The sequence below is a fragment of the Autumnicola aciditolerans genome, from assembly GCF_041679265.1.
Taxonomy (GTDB): Bacteria; Bacteroidota; Bacteroidia; order Flavobacteriales; family Flavobacteriaceae; genus Autumnicola.
Map to the genome: position 1 here is coordinate 1 of NZ_JBGFSM010000056.1, position 2,391 is coordinate 2,391.

3 protein-coding genes are annotated in these 2,391 nt (G+C 44.7%); all 3 read left to right on the plus strand.

The annotated features are described in order from the left end of the window. Positions 1 to 73: 73 nt before the first annotated feature. The 3 genes from tnpA to tnpC all read left to right on the plus strand — a co-directional run bounded on the left by tnpA (position 74) and on the right by tnpC (position 2,319). On the plus strand, positions 74 to 352 hold the full coding sequence (tnpA, locus tag AB8M93_RS18655; protein ID WP_373060486.1) for an IS66 family insertion sequence element accessory protein TnpA: 279 nt from the start codon (positions 74 to 76) through the stop codon (positions 350 to 352). Then, on the plus strand, positions 352 to 693 hold the full coding sequence (tnpB, locus tag AB8M93_RS18660; protein ID WP_373060488.1) for an IS66 family insertion sequence element accessory protein TnpB: 342 nt from the start codon (positions 352 to 354) through the stop codon (positions 691 to 693). The genes tnpA and tnpB overlap by 1 nt, the downstream gene beginning before the upstream one ends. A 75-nt stretch (positions 694 to 768) precedes the next feature. Beyond that, positions 769 to 2,319, plus strand: coding sequence for an IS66 family transposase (gene tnpC, locus AB8M93_RS18665; protein ID WP_373060490.1), 1,551 nt, complete (start codon positions 769 to 771; stop codon positions 2,317 to 2,319). The last annotated feature ends 72 nt before the right edge of the window (positions 2,320 to 2,391 follow it).

The following is a 2,391-nucleotide window of genomic DNA, read 5'->3' on the forward strand; positions in this document are numbered from 1 at the left end:
GTATCCACCCCACCAACTGCATCTTGATTAGCTGACTTTCGACCGGTAGCTTTGCTCTAAAATAATATTTATTATGAGCAAACAGGAAGAAATGTACACTTTGGTTAATGAATATCGTAATAGCGGTCTTTCGGCAAAAGCCTTTAGCCAGGAAAAAGGGATCAGTCCTTCCACTTTTTGTTACTGGATCCGTAAGAAGAAAGAGGAAGATCAGCCAGGGGGATTTGTAGAAGTAACTACGGGATCAAACTCGTCAGCTCTTGAGCTGGAACTTATTTATCCCAATGGGGTCAAACTCCAAATGAAGGCTGCGGACCTGGGACTTATTGCCCGGTTAGTCAAGTTGTATTAATGTTCTCCTTAGGTTCCTCCCATAATTATCACTTTTATCGTAAGCCTTGTGATATGCGAAAATCATTTAATGGCCTGAGCGGTCTGGTGAAAAATGAGCTAAACCGGGAGCCTACCAGCGGTGATGTGTTCGTTTTTCTTAACCGTAATCGTACCCATCTCAAGCTGCTTCACTGGGAGCGGGGCGGCTTTGTTTTATACTACAAACGTCTGGAGCGGGGAAGCTTCACTCCGCCTGTAATTAAAGAAGATCAGACGCATTTTACCTGGCCGCAATTGGTACTGATGATAGCGGGTATTACGGTTGAAAAAAGTGTTCAGAAACTGCGCTATTCCCGCTAGAAAATAATGGTGTTTTATCAGTAAAAACAGGGGTTCACGGTAGGTTTAACAGGGCTGGTTTTGTATCTTTAACCCATGCAAGAACCCTTAGAAAACCTTACTAAAGATCAGCTTTTAACCCTCCTGAAGAAGGAGACGAAAAAGAGGGAAAAAGCTGAAAAAAGTGTTTCTAAAAGGGAACAGGAAGTTGAAAAAGCACAGCATAAGATTGCTGACCTGAAATTCCAGGTGGAGTATTACAAACGCCTGGCCTTTGGTCAAAAAAGGGAGCGTTTCGAAGGGGATAAAAACCAGATGAGCCTTCCCTTTGAGATGGAACCCCAAAAGGCAGCAGCACAAGAATCCGGGTTAAAAGAAAAGCTCAGTGACCAGCGTCGCAAAAAAACTTCCAACCACAAAGGAAGAATGGCCCTTCCGGAGCATCTTGAGGTAAAAGAGATCGAGATCTATCCTGAAGAGGATCTTACCGATATGGTTTGTATCGGTAAGGAAGTGACCGATGAACTGGAATACGAGCCTGCTAAATATTATATCAAACGCTATATCCGCTATAAGTATGCTCCTAAAAATAAAGAGGGAGTGATCATCGGGAAACTTCCCGAGCGGGTGATTGAAAAAGGAGTTCCGGGAGCCGGACTCCTGGCTTCGATTTTAATCGATAAGTACCAGGACCACCTTCCGCTTTACCGGCAGCTCCAGCGCTTTAAACGGGCAGAGATCCCTATAGCATCCTCCACCCTGGAAGGCTGGACCAGGCAAAGCCTTAAAATCATCGATATCCTTTATCAGCACCTGCTGGAGGATATTCGCTCCAAAGGTTACCTCCAAAGTGATGAAACCCCCATAAAGGTGATGGATCCTGCTAAAAAAGGAAAAACACATCAAGGTTATTATTGGGTACATCATTGTCCCATAGATGGTACCGTACTCTTTGATTATCAGCCCGGGCGTAGCCGTGAGGCTGCCGATCATGTATTGGCCGGGTTTAAAGGCTACCTTCAAAGTGATGGCTATGCCGCGTATGATAAAATCGGCAAGCGTGAAGGGGTTACCCACCTGAACTGCTGGGCCCACGCCCGAAGAGAATTTGATAAGGCAAAAGATAATGACAGGGAGCGCGCTGAAAAAGCACTGAGCTTTATCCAGAAACTCTACGCGGTGGAAGCCCAGGCACGAGAGCAAAACTTAAGCCCGCAGCAGCGTAAATCCCTGCGCCTGGAAAAAGCATTGCCTGTTATCAATGAATTTGGAAAATGGATGTTCGATCAGATGAAACATCAGCTGATCCTTCCCAAGAGTCCTATCGGAAAAGCCTTCAGGTATTCTATGGATCGTTGGGACCAGCTCAGTGCCTATCTTTATGATGGTATTCTGGAGATCGATAACAATTTAGTGGAGAATGCCATCAGGCCATTGGCTCTCGGTAGAAAGAATTACCTCTTTGCAGGTTCTCATTCGGCAGCAGAAAGAGCCGCAGGAATCTATTCCTTCTTTGCCATCTGCAAAAAACACGAGGTAAATCCATATGAATGGCTTAAATATACCCTGGAGAATATTATGTCCATCAACCATAAAGAAATCCGTAAGCTCTACCCACAGAATTACAAGAAATTACAGCAAGCCTAAATTAAGTTTACCAGAAGGCAATCGCAAATGGAATTATGCTAAGTTAAAAGATGTGGTTGATGGGCCGCATAC